1 pseudogene is annotated in these 626 nt (G+C 33.1%); it reads left to right on the forward strand.

From position 1 onward, the window contains the following. Positions 1–626 (forward strand): annotated as a pseudogene (locus EJJ37_RS20600) (hypothetical protein); the annotation flags it as partial.

Raw genomic sequence — 626 nt, forward strand, 5'->3', positions numbered from 1 at the left:
GCACAAAAGCAACATATAAGAGCTATGCTTTTTGAAGATTTAGACGAAAGTAGTGAAACATATGGAGCAGTAGCACTTGGTACTTTAGGTTTTATGTGTAGTAGACAAAGAACTCCAGACGGAAGGGATTGGGAGTTTACAACGGCTATAACAGCAGAAGGAATACTAGCTGAAAAAATAGTTGGAAGTTTATTCGCTTCTAAAAATGGGTTAACTAAAATTTTCATGGAAACAGGTAAATTTGAAAGTCAAATGCCAGATGGCTCAAAGATTGTAATTTCACCAACAGAAGGATTTTATAATATGTTTGGAAGTAGTAAGAGAGAATATCACCATTTAAATTATACAACTACTATTTCAGACTACTTTGTAGGAAGCGAAGGAGGAAAAAGAAGAGTCATTCAATTACCAGATGAATTTAAGGGGAAAAAATTCTCGGCAGTTGTTTCGGTAGTTGATGTAAGACCAGGATCATCACCTGCAGCAATTAGAAATATATCTAACTCCATAGCTTCTTATGATTATACAAATGGAAGAGTTGAAATATCTTTATATGCAAGTTCTCTTAAATTTAATTATAATGCTAACTCTAATAATGATTATGCAGTAGTAGATAGAAATCATAC

The organism is Clostridium cuniculi (assembly GCF_004353185.1).
GTDB classification, from domain to species: domain Bacteria; phylum Bacillota; class Clostridia; order Clostridiales; family Clostridiaceae; genus Clostridium; species Clostridium cuniculi.